Annotated in this window: 16 protein-coding genes and 1 pseudogene; 6 read left to right on the top strand and 11 right to left on the bottom strand. The window is 72.2% G+C overall.

The features are described from left to right. Positions 1–23: 23 nt before the first annotated feature. Both ACQUSR_RS26670 and ACQUSR_RS26665 read left to right on the top strand, forming a co-directional pair. The gene (locus ACQUSR_RS26670; protein ID WP_431045149.1) at positions 24–1217 is read left to right on the top strand and encodes a glycosyltransferase family 39 protein; all 1194 of its coding nucleotides are present in this window, start codon (positions 24–26) and stop codon (positions 1215–1217) included. Positions 1218–1502: 285 nt separating this feature from the next. Beyond that, a complete protein-coding gene (locus ACQUSR_RS26665; RefSeq protein ID WP_431045148.1) occupies positions 1503–2531 on the top strand; it encodes a phosphatase PAP2 family protein in 1029 nt (342 codons plus the stop codon). 175 nt (positions 2532–2706) lie between these two features. Here the strand turns inward: ACQUSR_RS26665 and ACQUSR_RS26660 are convergent, their stop codons facing one another. Further along, positions 2707–2922, bottom strand: coding sequence for an I78 family peptidase inhibitor (locus ACQUSR_RS26660; RefSeq protein WP_431045147.1), 216 nt, complete (start codon positions 2920–2922; stop codon positions 2707–2709). Between the two features lie 476 nt (positions 2923–3398). On the opposite strand from ACQUSR_RS26660, the gene ctaD reads away from it, so the two are divergent. Next, a complete protein-coding gene (gene ctaD, locus ACQUSR_RS26655; RefSeq protein WP_431045146.1) occupies positions 3399–5108 on the top strand; it encodes an aa3-type cytochrome oxidase subunit I in 1710 nt (569 codons plus the stop codon). Here ctaD and ACQUSR_RS26650 read toward each other — a convergent pair. The 3 genes and pseudogenes from ACQUSR_RS26650 to ACQUSR_RS26640 all read right to left on the bottom strand — a co-directional run. Then, positions 5080–6036: pseudogene (locus ACQUSR_RS26650) on the bottom strand (helix-turn-helix transcriptional regulator); the annotation flags it as partial. The gene ctaD and the pseudogene ACQUSR_RS26650 sit on opposite strands and share 29 nt — an antisense overlap. A 106-nt stretch (positions 6037–6142) precedes the next feature. Next, positions 6143–7042 (bottom strand): hypothetical protein, encoded by a 900-nt coding sequence (locus ACQUSR_RS26645; protein WP_431045145.1) that lies wholly within the window; start codon positions 7040–7042, stop codon positions 6143–6145. Beyond that, a complete protein-coding gene (locus ACQUSR_RS26640) occupies positions 7039–8289 on the bottom strand; it encodes a glycosyltransferase family 4 protein (protein WP_431045144.1) in 1251 nt (416 codons plus the stop codon). The genes ACQUSR_RS26645 and ACQUSR_RS26640 overlap by 4 nt, the downstream gene beginning before the upstream one ends. A 285-nt stretch (positions 8290–8574) precedes the next feature. Between ACQUSR_RS26640 and ACQUSR_RS26635 the strand changes: the two genes are divergently transcribed. Beyond that, positions 8575–9378, top strand: coding sequence for a hypothetical protein (locus ACQUSR_RS26635; protein WP_431045143.1), 804 nt, complete (start codon positions 8575–8577; stop codon positions 9376–9378). A gap of 284 nt (positions 9379–9662) precedes the next feature. Continuing rightward, entirely contained in the window at positions 9663–9965 is a 303-nt protein-coding gene (locus ACQUSR_RS26630) for a hypothetical protein (protein WP_431045142.1), read from the top strand. 39 nt (positions 9966–10004) lie between these two features. Here ACQUSR_RS26630 and der read toward each other — a convergent pair whose 3' ends face one another. From der to aroH, 5 genes are all read right to left on the bottom strand, one after another. Beyond that, a complete protein-coding gene (gene der / locus ACQUSR_RS26625) occupies positions 10005–11465 on the bottom strand; it encodes a ribosome biogenesis GTPase Der (RefSeq protein ID WP_431045141.1) in 1461 nt (486 codons plus the stop codon). A 50-nt stretch (positions 11466–11515) separates the two neighbouring features. Further along, on the bottom strand, positions 11516–12244 hold the full coding sequence (locus ACQUSR_RS26620) for a lysophospholipid acyltransferase family protein (RefSeq protein WP_431045140.1): 729 nt from the start codon (positions 12242–12244) through the stop codon (positions 11516–11518). Further along, positions 12202–12918, bottom strand: coding sequence for a (d)CMP kinase (gene cmk / locus ACQUSR_RS26615; RefSeq protein WP_431045139.1), 717 nt, complete (start codon positions 12916–12918; stop codon positions 12202–12204). Before cmk ends, ACQUSR_RS26620 begins: the two co-directional genes overlap by 43 nt. A gap of 124 nt (positions 12919–13042) precedes the next feature. Next, positions 13043–14128 (bottom strand): prephenate dehydrogenase, encoded by a 1086-nt coding sequence (locus tag ACQUSR_RS26610; protein ID WP_431045138.1) that lies wholly within the window; start codon positions 14126–14128, stop codon positions 13043–13045. Then, complete coding sequence (aroH, locus tag ACQUSR_RS26605) at positions 14125–14487, bottom strand: chorismate mutase (protein WP_431045137.1); 363 nt, start codon at positions 14485–14487, stop codon at positions 14125–14127. The genes ACQUSR_RS26610 and aroH overlap by 4 nt, the downstream gene beginning before the upstream one ends. 120 nt (positions 14488–14607) lie before the next feature. Here aroH and ACQUSR_RS26600 point away from each other — a divergent pair, with 120 nt between their 5' ends. Continuing rightward, positions 14608–14970 carry a DUF952 domain-containing protein gene (locus ACQUSR_RS26600; protein ID WP_431047865.1) on the top strand — a complete coding sequence of 121 codons (363 nt, stop codon included), beginning with the start codon at positions 14608–14610 and terminating at the stop codon, positions 14968–14970. 16 nt (positions 14971–14986) lie between these two features. On the opposite strand, the gene ACQUSR_RS26595 is transcribed toward ACQUSR_RS26600, so the two are convergent. Continuing rightward, complete coding sequence (locus ACQUSR_RS26595; protein ID WP_431045136.1) at positions 14987–16075, bottom strand: pseudouridine synthase; 1089 nt, start codon at positions 16073–16075, stop codon at positions 14987–14989. Next, positions 16075–16644 carry an SMC-Scp complex subunit ScpB gene (gene scpB / locus ACQUSR_RS26590; protein ID WP_431047863.1) on the bottom strand — a complete coding sequence of 190 codons (570 nt, stop codon included), beginning with the start codon at positions 16642–16644 and terminating at the stop codon, positions 16075–16077. The genes ACQUSR_RS26595 and scpB overlap by 1 nt, the downstream gene beginning before the upstream one ends. Positions 16645–16737 lie beyond the last annotated feature (93 nt).

Below are 16737 nucleotides of genomic sequence, written 5' to 3'. Positions count from 1 at the left end.
GGCCATGCCGGATAATCAAGATCATGACCGAACTCGCCCACCCGCCCGTCACAGCGCGGAGCTCCGGCGACGGCGCGGTGCGGACCGCGTTGCGCCGGGCCGCTCCCGCCCTGCTGGCGTATACGGTGACGCGGCTGCTGGGCATCGCGGTTCTGGCGATCTGGGGTGCGATGGCGGACCGGAGTCCGCACCAGCTGCTCTCGGCCCGCTGGGATTCCCTGTGGTACAGCCGGATCGCGGAGCAGGGCTACGGCTACACGCTCAGACTGCCCGACGGCTCGGTCCACTCCGATCTGGCCTTCTTCCCGCTGCTGCCCTGGCTGGAGCGGCTGATATCGGCCGTCTCCCCGCTGTCCGCGGCGGACGCGGGGCTGCTGGTGAGCGCGATCGCCTCACTGGCCGCGGCCTGGGGCGTCTTCGCGGTCGGCGAGCGGGTGTCGGGGCGGCGGGCGGCCGTGGCCCTGGTGGTGCTGTGGGCGGTGCTGCCGGTCGGCATCGTCCAGTCGATGGCGTACTCCGAGTCGCTCTTCACCGCCCTGGCGGCATGGGGGGTGTACGCGCTGCTGGAGCGGCGGTGGGTCACCGCGGGGGCGCTCGCCGCGCTGGCCGGGCTCACCCGGCCGGTGGGCGCAGCCGTGGTGGCGGCCGTGTGGCTCACCGCCGCGGCCGAGCTGGCGCGGGACCCGCGATGGCGGGAAGGACGGTGGCGGGCGGCCTGGCGCGAGGATCGGCGACTGCTGGCCGGGGTCGCGCTCGCGCCGCTGGGCTGGCTGGGTTACTTCGCGTGGGTGGGTGAGCGGACCGGCAGCCTCACCGGCTATCTCGATGTGCAGGGCGGCTGGGGGAACGGCTTCGACGGGGGGCTGGCGTTCGCCGCGTTCATCGGAGGGCGGCTGTCCGACGGCACCGTCGCGGCCGGGGTCGGCCTCCTGCTCGGCGTGGGGCTGCTGCTGTGGCTGTATGTGCTGTGCATACGGCGACGGCAGCCGGTGCCACTGCTCGCGTACGGCGGCGTGGTGCTGCTGCTCGCGCTCACGGCGAAGGGATATTTCGGCTCGAAACCGCGGCTGCTGATGCCGGCCTTCCCGCTGCTGCTGCCGCTCGCGGTCGCCCTCGCCCGGCTGCGTCCGGCTCGATCGGCGCTGGTCCTCGGCTCGGCCGGGCTGGCCTCGGCGGTGTACGGGGCGTTCTGGCTGCACGGCACCGGCCCGCCGTGACCGTGCGATCCGGCGGCCCGCCTGGAAGTGATCAAGCCGGCAACGGGCGGGGAAACACCGTGGAACGGTACGGCGAATGGCCGATAAACCGCGTCACACGAAAAGCATAAGAAGGGATAGGCGACCCCTCACGATGACTGCTCCAGTGAATCGAGCAGAGCTTTGTGCATTTCGCGGAATGGCTGATTCCAAATCCTTGACCGAGACGCACTCCACATCACATCGTCATCACAAAGCGACCTGATCGTGCGGAAGTCACCTGTCACGCAATGTAACGTCGATTGAGTGCGTACCGATGACAAGCTCCCTCGCACGGAGGGACGCCCCACCGATCTCGTGCGGCCGCGCATGACCCGGACCCGGCGCTGGCTGCTCGGGTCCACGCTCGCTGTCTACGCGGCGACTGTGATCGGCGTGCTCACCACCTCGTGGCTGGTGAAGCTCGACTGGCAGGTCATGCTCTTCCGGCCGTACAAGCAGTGGCCGGAGTTCCACACCTTCCTGGACTACTTCGTCGTGATGGGGCAGCGCGGCCCGACGGCGGTGGCCGTCACCGCCTGGCTGGGCTGGTGCTGCTGGCGGCAGCGCACCCCGCGCCCCCTGCTGGTGCTGGGCACGTCGCTGCTCCTGCTGAACGCCACCGTCGGCGCGGCGAAGCTCGGCATGGGCCGTCTCGGCCCGCACTACGCGACGACCGTCGGCTCGAACGAGATGTGGGGCGACGGCGATATATTTCCCTCGGGTCACACGGCGAACGCCGTGGTCACCTGGGGGGTCCTGGCCTATCTGGCCACCACGCCGCAGGCCCGCAGGGTCGCCTCCGTCATCTCGGCGATGCTCGCCCTGGGCGTGGGGATGACGACGGTCTACCTCGGTACCCACTGGGTCAGCGACGTCCTGCTCGGCTGGGCCGCCGGCCTGCTGGTCCTGCTCGCCCTGCCCTGGCTGGAGCCCTCGATGGCCCGGGCCGAGCGGATGCTGCTCACGCTGTGGCGCTGGATGCGGCGCCTCGGATCCAGCACCTCGGTGGTTCTGCCCGCGCCCGTCCCGCCGCAGGTCACGGGTGCCGTGGCCACGCCGCGCAGCGCCGGGGACGACGTCGTACCGGCCCGCGAGACGGTGGCTGTCGGCGGCCGCGGCGCGCGGGTCCCGGACGCCTGGCCGCACCATCCGGCCCGGCCGCACACGGCCCGTTCGGAGCGGACCCCCGTCACGCCGACCGGCAGCCGCCGGCCCCCGCACGCGGACCGCACGCCGCGCGCCGCGGCCCCGGTCGGCCCCGCCACGAGCCGCGGCCGCGGCGCGGGCGGCTGAGGCCGTACCGTCCCCCTACACCCTGGGGGCGTAGGGGGGACCCCCAACCACAAGGCCGCCCAGGCCCGCGGACGGGCCCGGAGGCCGGCGGGACGGTACGCACCGCCAGCAGGCCCCATTGCACATGGGCGGGCCCCGGACCTCCACAGGAGCTCCGGGGCCCGCCCATGTGCGCTCAGCCCTTCCAGCAGCGCCGTACGACGCCGTCGGCGACCTCGAAGTTGAGCCTGCCGCGGAGATACTCCATGGTGATGATCGCGCCGGGCGGCAGCGTCCGGACGGTGTTCCAGCCGCGGTCGCGCGCCTGCCGCTCGGCGGTGCCGGCGTCCAGGCCGACGTAGCCGCCAGGAGCGTCGTCGGGCTCGGGTGCGGGCGTGGGTATCGGTGCCATGTCAGCCACCGTAGGCCGCCGCGCGGCACGGCGGAAGCGCGGGCCGCGGCGTGGCGAACCGGGAGCCGGGACGCGGCGGACCGTGGGCCGGAGCACGGCGGAGGCGCGGGCGGAGCACGGCCTCATCCGCTCCAGGTCCACCACGGGTCACACTTGTGTCACAGATAATTCCGCCGGGCCCAGCGCTCGCCGGGTCACTCGTAAGGGGGTTTCCGGCCGCACGGGGAAGCCCCGACTTCCGTTCCCCGATTACTTCCGTAGACCGCCGAATTCGCCATCTTCCGATCTCCGTATCAACGTGCTCGCGGGAAATTCCACGACCCCGCGAATACCGGTGGGCGATGCGCACCGAACGTGCCCTCTTGAGCCACTCGGACCGTTATTGCCACGGGAGAGTGCGGCTCCTCGCAAAGCGGGCGATATACCGCGCATCATGTCTGATCTAACAAACCGTCAGTTGATGCCGAGGGAGCCCGATGGGTACGGACACCGCGCAGGCGGCCGCCGACCAGGCGCGACAGCCACGGCGCGGCAAGGCGGTCATCGACTGGCTGACGACCACCGACCACAAGAAGATCGGGCATCTGTATCTGATCACCGCCTTCGGGTTCTTCCTGGTCGGCGGGGTGCTGGCGCTGGTGATGCGGGCGGAGCTGGCCCGGCCCGGCCTGCAGGTCGTGTCGCAGCAGGGGTACAACCAGGCCTTCACCCTGCACGGCACGATCATGCTGCTGCTGTTCGCCACACCGGCCTTCGCGGGGTTCGCCAACGAGATCGTGCCGCTGCAGATCGGATCGCCGGACGTCGCCTTCCCCCGGCTCAACATGCTCTCGTACTGGCTGTTCCTCTTCGGCGGCCTCATGGTGCTGGGCAGCCTGCTCGTGCCCTCGGGGGCCGCGGACTTCGGCTGGACCGCGTACGCCCCGCTCAACAGCAAGGTCCGCTCCCCCGGCATCGGCGCCGATCTGTGGATCATGGGGCTGGTGCTGTCCGGCTTCGGCACGATCCTGGGGTCGGTGAACTTCCTGGCGACCATCATCGGGATGCGCGCGCCCGGCATGACGATGTTCCGGATGCCGATCTTCACCTGGAACACCCTGTTCACCACCATCCTGGTCCTGATCGCGTTCCCGGTGCTGGCGGCGACGCTGCTGTGCCTGGAGGCGGACCGGCGGTTCGGGGCGGTGGTCTTCGAAGCCCCCTACGGCGGGGCGCTGCTGTGGCAGCACCTGTTCTGGTTCTTCGGGCACCCCGAGGTGTACATCATCGCGCTGCCGTTCTTCGGCATCATCACGGAGATCCTCCCGGTCTTCTCCCGCAAGCCGATCTTCGGCTACGGGATGCTGATCGGCGCGACCATGGCGATCACCGGCCTGTCCGCGGTGGTCTGGGCGCACCACATGTTCGTCACGGGAGGGGTGCTGCTGCCCTTCTTCTCCCTGCTGTCCTTCCTGATCGCGGTGCCGACCGGGGTGAAGTTCTTCAACTGGATCGGCACGATGATCGGCGGCTCACTGTCGTTCGAGGCTCCGATGCTGTGGTCCATCGGCTTCCTCGTGACCTTCCTGTTCGGCGGGCTGACCGGCGTCGTCCTGGCCTCGCCGCCGATGGACTTCCACGTCACGGACACCTACTTCGTGGTGGGCCACTTCCACTACACGGTGTTCGGCACGGTGGTGTTCGCCATGTTCGCGGGCTTCTACTTCTGGTGGCCGAAGTTCACCGGCAGGATGCTCGAAGAGCGGCTCGCCCGGATCCACTTCTGGTCGCTGTTCACCGGTTTCCAGGCCACCTTCCTGGTGCAGCACTGGCTGGGGGTGGCGGGCATGCCGCGCCGCTACGCCGACTACCTGGCGGCCGACGGCTTCACCCTGCTCAACACCGTCGCCACCATCGGCTCGTTCCTGCTGGGCATCTCGACGCTGCCGTTCCTCTACAACGTCTGGAAGACCGCGAAGTACGGCCGGAAGGTCGAAGTGGACGACCCCTGGGGCTTCGGCCGGTCGCTGGAGTGGGCGACGTCCTGCCCCCCGCCCCGGCACAACTTCCGCGCCCTGCCCCGGATCCGCTCTGAGTCCCCCGCCTTCGACCTGCACCACCCGGAGGTGGCCGCGCTGGACCGGGAGGAGCCGCGGCCCCGGCCGCGGGGCCGGATCAGCCCAGGGCCCGATCCAGGCGGTCCCTGATCCGCCGGACGTGCTCGGTCAGCGCGGCGGGCTCGCGCACCTCGAAGTCGAAGCCCATCAGGACGATGTGAATCACCATCACGTCCAGACTGTGCGCGCCGGTGTGCAGCAGGCAGCTGTGCTCGTCGACCGGCTCGAGCACCCCGGCGGACGGTGAGACGCTCTCCGCCGCCACCTCGGCGGGCACCTTCAGCAACACGGTGGCGCGCTCGGTGTACGCGCGGGTGGACACGCCCTCGGAGACGTAGGCGGCCAGGTCCTCGGCGGGCGGGCGGCGCGGGGCGAAGCGCGGCCCGTGCGGCGGCCTGGGCGTGATGCGGTCGCCCCGGAACGTACGCCAGTCCTCCCGCTCCACGTCCCAGGCCACGAGGTACCACCGGCGCTGCGCGCACACCAGCCGGTGCGGTTCCACGGTCCGCCGGGTGGTGCCGCCGCCGTGGTCGCGGTACTCGAAGCGCAGCCGCTCGCCGTCCCGGCAGGCGGCCGCCAGTTCGGTCAGGACCGCCGGGTCGACGCCCGCGCCCGTGGCACGGCCGACCATGGGGACGGTGAAGGCGGTCAGCGCGCCCACCCGGCGGCGCAACCGCTCGGGCAGCACCTGTTCCAGCTTGGCCAGCGCCCGTACGGAGGTCTCCTCGATCCCCTGGACGCCGCCGCCCGCCGACTGCCGCAGCCCGACGGCGACCGCCACGGCCTCCTCGTCGTCCAGCAGCAGCGGCGGCAACTGGGCGCCCGCGCCGAGCTGGTAGCCGCCCGCGGTGCCGGGGGTGGAGTGCACGGGGTAGCCGAGTTCGCGGAGCCGGTCGATGTCCCGGCGGACGGTGCGCGCGGTCACCCCGAGGCGGTCGGCGAGATCCGCGCCCGACCATTCGCGATGGGCCTGGAGCAGCGAGAGCAGGCGGAGCAGACGTGCCGAGGTCTCCAACATGACCCGGAGTCTGCCAGCCATCGCGGACAGGTGCGGTCCGCGATGGCCTTCTCAAGGACCCGGGTACGGCGACCGGATACGGGGCTGAGCCCCCGGGACGCGCCCCCTACGCGGCCTGGACCCGCACCGACAGGTCGTTGTCCACCGTGTAGTACGGGACGGCCTTCGCGGCACCGTGCGGGGCGTCGACCTTCCGCGCCGGGTAGGTGAAGATCGGCTTCTTGTCGGCGACGTCGTCCAGGATCCGGGCGATCCGCACCGGGTCGCCCTCCGCCGGGCGCAGCCACAGGTCCCATACGTCCGCGTCGCCGCTCCAGCTCGCGGCCGGGTCCGCGTAGGGCAGGGTGAAGGCGAAGCCGTCGCCGTCCGCGGTGACCGGGACCGTGAGCGCCTGCTTGTCGCTCCGGCGGCGGGCCTCGACGACCGCTCCGGCCAGCCAGGTGCCCGGGTCCTCGACCCGGTGCAGGCGGCCGACGACCGCCAGCGCACCGCCGTCGACCCGGATGTCGCCGGCCTCCGCGTGGTCGGCCCGCAGCCAGCTGCGCAGCGAGAGGTTGCCGTGCTTGGTGGCGTACGGGATGCGCACCGCCAGCGGTCCGGTGCCCGGTTCCGGGGTGCGGTCGACCAGCGCGCGCAGGTCGTTCATGCCCGGCAGGATCCGCTGCGGGGCGGCGCCGTCCGCGGCCACGTGGACGTCCCAGCGGCCCTCGGCCAGCGTCGCGGAGGCGGTCAGCACCGCCCGCAGCCGTCCCTCGGGGCCCGGGGTGAGCGGCAGCCGTACCTCCTCGGTGGCGGTGTCGGCGTCGCGCGGCACGAGGACCAGGTACGCGGCCGTGCCGGCGGCCGGCCGCCAGTCGGCCACGTCGAAGGTCAGTCCCCCCGCGGAGTCCGCGAGGCAGTCGGCGCTGGGCGGGACGGACACGGCGGTGGTCTCCTCGGCAGGGGTGGGTGACGGTGCGGGGACGGGCGAGGACGCGGGGGCGGGCGAAGGCGCGGTGGTGGTCACGCGGCGTGGGCCTTCCCGAAGACCGAGCGGCCGGCGTCCTTGGTCGCGAAGGCGCCGCTGAGCAGGGTGCCGCGGGTGCGGTGCAGCGCGCCGCGCAGCCCGCCGCGCGCGACGAGGTCGGTGAACATCGACTCGTAGCGCCCGGCGACGTTCGACGGGTCGAAGCGGGCGGAGCGCTCCAGCGCCTTCCGCCCCATCCGCTGCCGCAGGTCATCGTCGTTGATCAGGCTGAGGAGGCCCTTGGCGATGGCGCCGACGTCGCCGGACTTCACCAGCCGGCCGTCCACGCCGTCGTCGATGATCTCGGCCGGGCCGTGCGGGCAGTCGGTGGCCACGACGGGCAGTCCGCAGCGCTGCGCCTCGACGATGGTCATGCCGAAGGACTCGAGGCTGGAGGTGACGGCGGCGATGGAGCCCTTGGCCCACTCGGGGTCGAGCGGGTTGGCGGGGCCCATCAGGTAGACGTGGTTGTAGAGGCCGAGCTTGTTGATCAGGGCGCGGAGCTTGGCCTCCTGGCCACCGCCGCCGTAGATCCGCAGCCGCCAGTCGGGGCGCTCCGCGCTGACCTTCGCGAAGGCCTTTATCAGCAGGTCGTACCGCTTGACGGGGGCGAGCCGGCCGGCCGCGACGACCCACTTCCCGGTGCCGTCGGCCGGCGCGACGCCGGGCTCGGGCACGCTGTTGGGCACGGCTTCGAGGCGTACGCCGGGCAGCCGCATCTGGCGGCGGTAGGTGTTCGCGTCCGCCTCGGTGACGGTGGTGACCGCGTCCAGTCGCGGGTAGACGGCACGCAGCGCGAGCTTGAGTTCCGGGGAGTGCGTGCTGAGGGTCAGGTGCTCCTGGCCGACGCGGACCGGGCCGCGGCGGGCCTCGCGGGCGATGTGCACGTTCAGCCCGGGGCGGGTGCCGACCACGACATCCGCGTCCAGCCGCCGCAGGTGCTCGCCGATACGGCGGTCGGTCAGCGCGTTGTACTGCTTGTAACGGCCCTCCGCGCTGGGGAAGACGCGTGCGGGGCGCGCGTAGTCGGGGTCGTCGCCGTCATAGGTGGGGCTCTCCTTGCGGATGTCCACCAGGTGCCGCAGCCGGACGTTCTGGCCGGGGTCGAAGACCGGTGTGTCGCGGTGGCGGAAGACCGAGACGATCTCCACGTCGTGATGCTCCGCCAGCGTGCGGGCGGTGTTGTACGTGGTGCGGATCGTCCCGCCGATCCCGTACGCGTTGTGTATCAGGAATGAGATGTGCATCCGTCCCCGTGCCCCACCGTTTTCGTGCGAACGCATCGGGCGTTCGCGTAGTCACAGGGGTAGACCGTGAAATCGGTTGCAAGGTTGGGTTTGATCATCATCTTGTTCCACAACAGATACCGAATCGGTAGCGCACATATGGAACCTACCCCGGCCCTTGCCCATCAGGGCTCGTGAGGGTGCGTCAGCGTCGGCCGCCCGCGCGTGACCGAGGCCACTGATCCCGCGTTGAGCAGTACGCGCCGTGGAACGCCCGGCGCTGAAGCACGAGACCGAGGAGCCACCGTGCCGCAGCTCGACGTCAGTGACGACGTACGTGCCGAGATCGGCGATGAAGAGGCCAACCGGCTGCTCGCCGGTGACGGCGCCCCTGGCACTTACGACTGCACCTCCTGCCGCACTCCCGGCGACACCGCGCAGGAGCGCACCAGCACGGTGCTCTTCGTCGGCGAGGAGACCGCCGTCCTCGCGTTCGCCCACGCCACCTGCGTACCGTCGCAGGTGGTCCCGGTCTCCGAGGACCAGTTGCAGAGCGCGGTGCACTCGATCACCGGTGAGGACCCCGGGGCCAACGGCGGGATGACCGGGAGCGAGGTGCCGGGGGCGGAGCCGGCTCCCCGTCAGGCCGTGCTCAACGTGACCTGCGGGCTCATCCTGATGGACGGTGAGCCGCGCCCGGCGCTGGTCGTCGAGCCGACCGCGCCGATCGCCCGGCCCGGCACCAACGGCCCGGGAGACGACTTCCTCCCGCTCCTCATCGAGCAGGGGTTCCTGCCCGTCGACGATCTCGCCCAGGCGCCGTCGCCGATCCACGGCTGGTCCGTGCTGATGGCCGCGGGGCAGCTGCACGCGGTGCTGATGCCGGACGGCGCGGGCTCCCCGGTGGCGTGGTGGCAGGCGCATCGGCCCATGCCGGTGACCGAGGGCTGGCGGCTGGCGGTCAACAAGACCCCGTCGGTGCTGGTCTACGCCGCTCCCGCCGGGTCGATCGGCAACCAGCCGCGTGAGGACCAGATGCGTGACGCTCTGGAGCGGGCCGCCGCGCGGGGTGTGCTGGTCGCCGCCGCGATGCCGCTGTCGGGCACATGACCGGTACCGCCGCACAGCCGTCACGGCCGTACCCCCCGTCACGGCAGTCGCAGTCGGCCCAGCCTCCGGAGTACATGGCCCAGTACCCGCAGCCGGCCCGGCCGGGGTACCCAGCGCATCCGGCGCAGCAGGTGCAGTGGCATCCCGCCGCAGCGCAGGTCCCGGCGCGCTTCGCGCCTGTGGCCCATTCGCCGCAACGACCGCATCCGTCCGAAGACCTGGTCGTTGGCTCCTACGTGCACGCATACGACCCCGCCTCCCGCTCCCCGTATCCGATTCCCGGAATGCGGCAGTCGCAGGACCCGTCGTCCGAGTACCAGCAGCGCTCGGCCACCCCGATCTACGACGCGCTGTACGCGGAGTACCGCAGGCTGTTCCGGGCGCTGCCCGGCGACCGTACCGGCGACGAGGAGCTGGGATTCACCGGGTTCGAGGCCTTGGGGTCGGGCACGGGGCAGTTGGCTTGGCGGCGGCAGGAGGTCGCCCGGCCGTCGCCCGAGGACCGCTCGCCCGAGCGGCCGTACCGCGGGGGCTACCGGCCCGCGCTGCCTCCCGCACCACGCGACGGGCGGGCCCGCGGGTTCTGAATCCCCGCGAGCCGCCCGCTGCCGTTTCGCCGGAGGCGGCTACTTCTTGCGGCCGCGCTTCTCCCGGACCCGTACCGAGATGTGGATCGGGGTCCCCTCGAAGCCGAACTCCTCACGCAGCCGCCGCTCGACGAAGCGGCGGTATCCGGCCTCCAGGAAGCCGGAGGCGAAGAGGACGAACCGCGGCGGCTTGGTGCCCGCCTGCGTCCCGAAGAGGATGCGGGGCTGCTTGCCGCCGCGGATCGGGTGCGGGTGCGAGGCGACGATCTCACCGAGGAAGGCGTTGAGCCGCCCGGTGGGAACCCGGGTCTCCCAGCCCGCCAGCGCCGTCTCGATGGCCGGGACCAGCTTCTCCATGTGGCGGCCGGTGCGGGCCGAGACATTGACCCGCGGCGCCCAGGAGACCTGGCCCATCTCGGTCTCGATCTCGCGCTCCAGGTAGTAGCGGCGCTCCTCGTCGAGGGTGTCCCACTTGTTGTACGCGACGACCAGGGCGCGGCCCGCCTCGACGGCCATCGTGATGATGCGCTGGTCCTGGACGCTGATGGACTCGCTGGTGTCGATCAGGACGACCGCGACCTCGGCCTTCTCGACGGCGGCCGCGGTGCGCAGCGAGGCGTAGTAGTCGGCGCCTTCCTGGAGGTGCACCCGGCGCCGGATACCGGCGGTGTCCACGAACTTCCAGGTCTTGCCGCCCAGCTCGATGATCTCGTCGACGGGGTCGCGGGTGGTGCCCGCCAGCTCGTTGACGACGACCCGCTCCTCGTTCGCCACCTTGTTGAGCAGCGAGGACTTGCCGACGTTCGGGCGGCCGATGAGCGCGATGCGGCGCGGTCCGCCGACCCCGCCGCCGAAGGTCTGGGCGGGGGCCTCGGGCAGTGCCTCCAGGACGGCGTCGAGCAGGTCGCCGGTGCCGCGGCCGTGCAGCGCGGAGATCGGGTGCGGCTCCCCCAGGCCGAGCGACCAGAGCATCGCGGCGTCCGCCTCGCCGCTGGGTCCGTCCACCTTGTTGGCGCACAGGACGACGGGCTTGCCGGCGCGGCGCAGCAGCTTCACCACGGCCTCGTCGGTGTCGGTCGCGCCGACGGTGGCGTCCACGACGAACACGACGGCGTCGGCGGCCTCGATGGCGAACTCCGCCTGGGCCGCCACGGACGCGTCGATGCCGAGGACGTCCTGCTCCCAGCCGCCGGTGTCGACCACCTTGAAGCGGCGGCCGGCCCATTCGGCCTCGTAGGTGACGCGGTCGCGGGTGACGCCGGGGCGGTCCTCGACGACGGCCTCCCGGCGGCCGAGAATGCGGTTCACCAGGGTCGATTTGCCGACATTGGGGCGGCCGACGACGGCGAGCACCGGCAGCGGGCCGTGCCCGGCCTCCTCCAGGGCGCCCTCGACATCCTCGACGTCGAAGCCTTCCTGCGCGGCGAGCTCCATGAACTCCGCGTACTCGGCGTCGCCAAGCTCACCGTGCTCGTCGCCGGTGTGGATCTGGTCGTTCATGAAGCCTGTTTCCTGTCGTCCGTCATCCGTGGTGATCCCGTACGGATCACTTAAGTCTCACACCGGCGCCCGGTGGAACGCCTGGCGTTTTCCAGGTGCGCGCCCAGCCGCCGCTGGATGCGCACGGTCGCCTCGTCCAGCGCGGCCTTGGTGCGGCGGCCGCTGCCGTCCCCCGCCTCGAAGGCGTCTCCGAAGACGACGTCGATCCGGCCGCGCAGCGGCGGCAGCCCGGAGAGCACCCGGCCGCGCTTCTCGTTGCTGCCGAGGACCGCGACCGGCACGATCGGCGCGCCGGAGCGCACCGCGAAGTACGCCAGTCCGGCGCGCAGCGACGCGAAGTCGCCCTCGCCCCTGGTTCCCTCGGGGAAGATGCCGAGGACGCCGCCGTGGCGCAGCACGGCCAGCGCGCTGGTGATCGCGGTCCGGTCGGCGCCGGACCGGTCCACCTTCAGCTGGCCTATCCCCCGCAGGAACGGGTCCAGCGGGCCGACGAACGCCTCTTTCTTGATCAGGAAGTGCACCGGGCGCGGCGCCGTCCCCATCAGCATCGGTCCGTCGATGTTGTGCGAGTGGTTCACCGCGAGGATGACGGGCCCGCCTGGCGGGACCCGCCAGGCGCCGAGCACCCGGGGCTTCCACAGCCCGTACATGAGGCCGATGCCGATCCGGCGGCCGACCGCGGCACCGGCGGCGGACGGCGGCGCGAACGCGCTCGCCTGGCCCGGCGCGGCTGCGCTCACCTGGCCTGCCGCTTCTCTTCGACCAGGGTGACCACGCACTCGATGACCTGCTGCAGGGTGAGGTCGGTGGTGTCGACCTCGACGGCGTCGTCGGCCTTGGCCAGCGGGGAGGTCTTGCGGCCGGAGTCGGCGGCGTCGCGCTGGGCGAGGGCGGCCTGGGTGGCGGCCAGGTCGGCGGCGTCCTTGCCCTTCAGTTCTCCGCTGCGGCGGGCGGCGCGGGCCTCCGGCGACGCGGTGAGGAAGATCTTGAGGTCGGCGTCGGGCAGCACCGTGGTGCCGATGTCCCGGCCCTCCACGACGATGCCGCACTCGGCGCCCACCGCGATGGACCGCTGCAGTTCGGTGATCCGGGTCCGCACCTCCGGGACCGCGCTGACGGCGCTGACCCGCGAGGTGACCTCCTTGGTGCGGATGGGGCCGGCGACGTCGACGCCGTCGACCGTGATGCCCGGGGCGGCCGGGTCGGTGCCGGAGACGATGACCGGCTTGGCGGCGGCGTCGGCGACGGCGGCCGCGTCGGCCACGTCGATGCCGTTGTTCAGCATCCACCACGTGATCGCCCGGTACTGGGCACCGGTGTCCAGGTAACCGAAGCCGAGCTTGGCTGCGACGGCCTTGGAGGTGCTGGACTTGCCCGTGCCTGCGGGGCCGTCGATCGCGACGATCACTGCTGCCGGAGCGGTCCGGGCGGCGGTTTCCACGGTGACAGACACCTTCCTGTGCACGGGGCGAGCTGGTGGGGCTCGGTGAGCGGTCTTGGGTGGGCTCGGAGGATGAGCCCTGCACAAGGTTACTGGGTGAGCCGGTGGCCCCGGACAGCCCGTGGCCACCGGGCGCTCACTGGCGGATCGACCAGCCCCGCTCGCGCAGCGCCGCGGTCAGGCCCGGAACCGCCCGCGGCTCCACCATGAGCTGGATCAGGCCCGCCTGCTGCCCGGTGGCGTGCTCGATGCGCACGTCCTCGATGTTGACCCCGGCCTGTCCGGCGTCCGCGAAGATCCGGGCCAGCTCGCCCGGCTGGTCGCCGATGAGGACCGTGACGCTCTCGTACGCCCTCGGGGCCGCGCCGTGCTTGCCGGGGACCCGCTCGCGGCCCGCGTTGCCGCGTCGCAGCACGTCCTCGATCCCGGCCGCGCCGCCGCCGCGCTTGTCCTCGTCCGCGGAGTCCAGCGCCCGCAGCGAGCGGACCGTCTCGTCCAGGTCGGCGGCGACGGCGGCGAGCACGTCGGCGACCGGGCCGGGGTTGGCGGACAGGATGTCGATCCACATCCCGGGGTCGGAGGCCGCGATCCGGGTCACGTCCCGGATGCCCTGCCCGCACAGCCGTACCGCCGTCTCGTCGGCGTCCCGCAGCCGCGCGGCGACCATGCTGGACAGCAGCTGCGGGGTGTGCGAGACGAGGGCGACGGCGCGGTCGTGCGCGTCGGCGTCCATCACCACGGGCACGGCGCGGCACAGGGCGACGAGCTCCAGGGCGAGGTTGAGCACCTCGGTGTCGGTGCCGGGGGTGGGAGTGAGCACCCACGGCCGCCCCTCGAACAGGTCGGCGGTGGCGGCCAGCGGGCCCGAGCGCTCGCGTCCGGCCATCGGGTGCGTACCGATGTAGCGCGTCAGATCGCAGCCGCGCGCCTCCAGTTCGCGGCGCGGCCCGCCCTTGACGCTGGCGACGTCGAGATAGCCGCGCGCGGCGCCCCGGCGCATCGCGGCGGCCAGGCTCTCGGACACGTGCGCGGGCGGTACGGCGACGATCGCGAGGTCCACCGGCCCGTCCGGCTCGGCGTCCGTCCCGGCGCCGAGCGCCGCGGCGGTACGGGCCTGGGCCGGGTCGTGGTCGGTGAGGTGGACCTGGACGCCGCGGCCGGCCAGGGCCAGCGCGGCGGAGGTGCCGATCAGTCCGGTACCGATGACGAGGGCGGTTCTCACTGGGCGATGTCCTTGCGCAGGGCCGCGGCGGCACCGAGGTAGACGTGGGCCACCTCGGACCGCTCCAGGCCGGTCTCGACGTGGGCGAGGATGCGGACGACCCGCGGCATGGCGCCGGCGATGTCCAGCTCCTGGGCGCAGATCAACGGTACGTCGGTGATCCCGAGCCGGCGCGCGGCGACGGCCGGGAAGTCGCTGTGCAGGTCGGGGGTGGCGGTGAACCACATGCTGATCAGGTCCTCCCCCGTCAGCGAGTTGCGCTCCAGGACGGCGGTGATCAGCTCCGAGACCCGCTCGTGCATGTGCTCCGCTTCGTCCCGGTCCAGCTGGACGGCCCCGCGGACCGCTCGTACCGCCACGTGCCTGCTCCCTGGGTGTCCCGTCTTCGGTGCCTGATCAGCTTAACGAGCCGGTGCGGTGCGCCGCCGCGGAGACCGTCCCGCGAGACGGGAGCGGGCCCGTCCGGTAGAACCATGAGCATGATCTACCACTTGGTGCGACTCGACGACTGGCTGGTCGCTCCCGACCGCCCGTATGCCCCGCCGACGCTGGCGGAGGACGGGTTCGTGCACTGCTCGCCCGACGAGGACACCGCCCTCGCCGTCGCCGACGCCTTCTTCCGGGACACCCCGGGCCCGCTGATGGCCCTGATGATCGACGAGCACCGGCTCGATGTGCTGGTGCGCTGGGAGCCCGCCGATCCGGCCCCGCCGCCCGGCGTGCCGCCCACCACCGTCTTCCCGCACGTGTACGGGCACATCGCGCGCTCGGCGGTGGTGGGGATGCTGGAGGTCGTACGGGAGCCGGACGGACGGGCGACCGGCTTCGCCGTCTGGTCGTAGCGAGCGACCGCCCGGTCTACAGATCGACCTCGCGCATCAGCATGCCGACCTCGGTGTTGGTCAGCCGCCGCAGCCAGCCGGACTTCTGGTCGCCGAGCGCGATCGGGCCGAAGCTGGTGCGCACCAGCTTCTCGACCGGGAAGCCGGCCTCGGCGAGCATGCGGCGCACGATGTGCTTGCGACCCTCGTGCAGGACCACCTCGACCAGGTAGTTCTTGCCGATGTTCTGCACCACCTTGAAGTGGTCGGCGCGGGCATAGCCGTCCTCCAGCTGGATGCCGTCCTTGAGCTGCTTGCCCAGGTCGCGCGGGAGGGGGCCCTGGATCGCGGCGAGGTAGGTCTTCTGCACGCCGTACCGGGGGTGGGTGAGGCGGTGGGCCAGCTCGCCGTGGTTGGTGAGCAGGATGATGCCCTCGGTCTCGGTGTCCAGGCGGCCGACGTGGAACAGCCGGGTCTCGCGGTTGGTGACGTAGTCGCCCAGGCACTGGCGGCCGTCCGGGTCCTCCATGGTGGAGACGACCCCGGCGGGCTTGTTGAGCGCGAAGAACAGGTACGACTGGGTGGCGACGGTCAGCCCGTCGACCTTGATCTCGTCCTTCTCGGGGTCGACGCGCAGCCCCTGCTCGGTGACGATCTTGCCGTTGACCTCGACCCGGCGCTGGTCGATCAGCTCCTCGCACGCCCGGCGGGAGCCCATGCCCGCGCGTGCCAGGACCTTCTGCAGCCGCTCGCCCTCCTGCTCGGCTCCGGGGAAGGTCTTGGGGGTCTTGATCCGCGGCTTGTCCGCGTACCGGTCGCGGTTGCGCTGCTCGATCTTGGCGTCGAGCTCACGGGGGCGGGCCGGGACACCGTCGCGGCGGGGGCCGCCGCCGCGGGTCTTCTGCGAGGGCTTCGGACCGCCCTTGGCGCCGCCGCGCGCGGCCGCGCCGCGGCCCCTGCGCTGACCCGGCTCCTCGGCGGAGCCGGAGCCGGAGCCGCCGACGTCATAACGGCGCTCCTCGGGGCGGGGACGGCGCGGGCGCTGTCCCTGCCTGTCGTCGCGCGAGTTGCCCGCCCCCCGGTAGTTACCGCGTCCGCTGTTCTTGCCGCTGCCGCTGCTTCGCATCAAAGTTCCGTCGTCGTGTCGTCTGTGTCGGTGTCCGGTGCGTCCGGATCGAACGACGGCACACCCTCTTGCGTCTCTGCCTCGATCGCGTCCGCCTCGGGGAGGAAGGGCGCGAGCTCCGGGAGCTCGTCCAGGCCGCGCAGGCCCATCCGCTCCAGAAAGTAATTCGTCGTCCTGTACAGGATCGCACCTGTTTCGGGTTCCGTCCCCGCCTCCTCCACCAGACCGCGCTGCAGGAGGGTCCGCATCACGCCGTCGCAGTTCACTCCGCGGACGGCCGAGACCCGGGAACGGCTGACCGGTTGACGGTACGCGACCACGGCCAGGGTCTCCAGCGCGGCCTGGGTCAGCCGGGCCTGCTGGCCGTCCAGAACGAAGCCCTCCACGGCACTCGCGTAGGCGGGCCGGGTGTAGTAGCGCCAGCCGCCGGCGACCAGTCGCAGCTCGAAGCCGCGGCGCTGCACGGTGTACTCGTCGGCCAGCTCACGCAGCGCGTCGGCGACCTCCCGCCGCGGCCGCTGGAGGATCTTCGCGAGGTGCTCCTCGGTGGCGGGCTCGTCGACGACCATGAGGACGGCCTCCAGGGCCGGCTTGAGGTCGAGCTGGGCGAGCTCGGAGGTACCGGCCGGGGCGTCGGAGGCACCGGGCGGGCTGTCGGCGGT

The organism is Streptomyces sp. P1-3 (genome assembly GCF_050613155.1).
In the GTDB taxonomy this organism is placed as follows: domain Bacteria; phylum Actinomycetota; class Actinomycetes; order Streptomycetales; family Streptomycetaceae; genus Streptomyces.
Note: the sequence above shows the minus strand (reverse complement) of the source record. Positions and strands in the feature narration are given on the sequence as shown.

Bases quoted from the DNA above. Each gene is read 5' to 3' on its own strand.
- ACQUSR_RS26670 (WP_431045149.1), top strand. From the start codon at position 24: ATGACCGAACTCGCCCACCCGCCCGTCACAGCGCGGAGCTCCGGCGAC.
- ACQUSR_RS26660 (WP_431045147.1), bottom strand. From the start codon at position 2,922: ATGGCACCGATACCCACGCCCGCACCCGAGCCCGACGACGCTCCTGGC.
- ctaD (WP_431045146.1), top strand. From the start codon at position 3,399: ATGGGTACGGACACCGCGCAGGCGGCCGCCGACCAGGCGCGACAGCCA.
- ACQUSR_RS26640 (WP_431045144.1), bottom strand. From the start codon at position 8,289: ATGCACATCTCATTCCTGATACACAACGCGTACGGGATCGGCGGGACG.
- ACQUSR_RS26630 (WP_431045142.1), top strand. From the start codon at position 9,663: ATGCGGCAGTCGCAGGACCCGTCGTCCGAGTACCAGCAGCGCTCGGCC.
- der (WP_431045141.1), bottom strand. From the start codon at position 11,465: ATGAACGACCAGATCCACACCGGCGACGAGCACGGTGAGCTTGGCGAC.
- ACQUSR_RS26600 (WP_431047865.1), top strand. From the start codon at position 14,608: ATGATCTACCACTTGGTGCGACTCGACGACTGGCTGGTCGCTCCCGAC.
- ACQUSR_RS26595 (WP_431045136.1), bottom strand. From the start codon at position 16,075: ATGCGAAGCAGCGGCAGCGGCAAGAACAGCGGACGCGGTAACTACCGG.
- scpB (WP_431047863.1), bottom strand. From the start codon at position 16,644: ATGGTCGTCGACGAGCCCGCCACCGAGGAGCACCTCGCGAAGATCCTC.